1 protein-coding gene is annotated in these 712 nt (G+C 67.7%); it reads right to left on the minus strand.

Annotated elements, in window-relative coordinates; genetic code table 11:
* A partial coding sequence (locus ABD944_RS42150; protein WP_345187880.1) for an ATP-binding protein occupies positions 1 to 712 on the minus strand: 712 nt, incomplete at both ends.

A 712-nucleotide genomic window follows, 5' to 3' on the forward strand; every position in this document is an offset into this window, starting at 1 on the left:
GTCGACTTCGCAGTCGTGACCCAGGTGCTCGCGGGCGAGGGCGTCGAGAAGTTCATCGGCTCCTGGCACGGCCTGCAGAAGACCGTCACGGACGCACTGGCGGGAGCTGCGCGGTGAGCTTCGAGATCCATGTCTCGGGGCACATCAAGAACGTCGTAGAGGAGACCCTTCCCGGTCTCGTGGCCGACCGGGAGCAAGCCGATGTCGTCGATCACGATGATGTCGGAGCGGCAGATCTTGGCGATGGTCCGGGCGATGCTGCCGTCGACGTGGGCCCGGCCGATGGTGACGGCCAGGGTTTCCAGGGTGAACCAGGACACGCGCAGGTCGGCGTCGATGGCCTGGTGACAGAGCGCTTCCATGAAGTGGCTCTTGCCGGTGCCGGACGGGCCGGAGATCACACAGTTCTCGCGGCGGCTGACCCATTCCTGGGTGCGCAGGGCGTTCTGGGTGGCCTGCGGGATGGACGACAGTTCGCTCTTCCAGGAGCCGAAGGTCTTGCCGTTGGGCATGCCGGCGCTCTTACGGCGGATGCGCCGGGTGGCGTTGTCCCGGCCGGCGACCTCTTCGGCGAGCAGCACCCGCACCACTTCGGCGGGATCCCAGCGTTGAGCGCGGGCGGTGGCCAGCACGTCGGGTGCGGCTTTGCGGGCGTAGGGGAAGCGCATCCGGGTGAACAGGACTTCCAGTTCGGCCGGGATGGGTGGCGCCT

The sequence above is a fragment of the Actinomadura verrucosospora genome (genome assembly GCF_039540335.1).
GTDB lineage: Bacteria > Actinomycetota > Actinomycetes > Streptosporangiales > Streptosporangiaceae > Spirillospora > Spirillospora verrucosospora.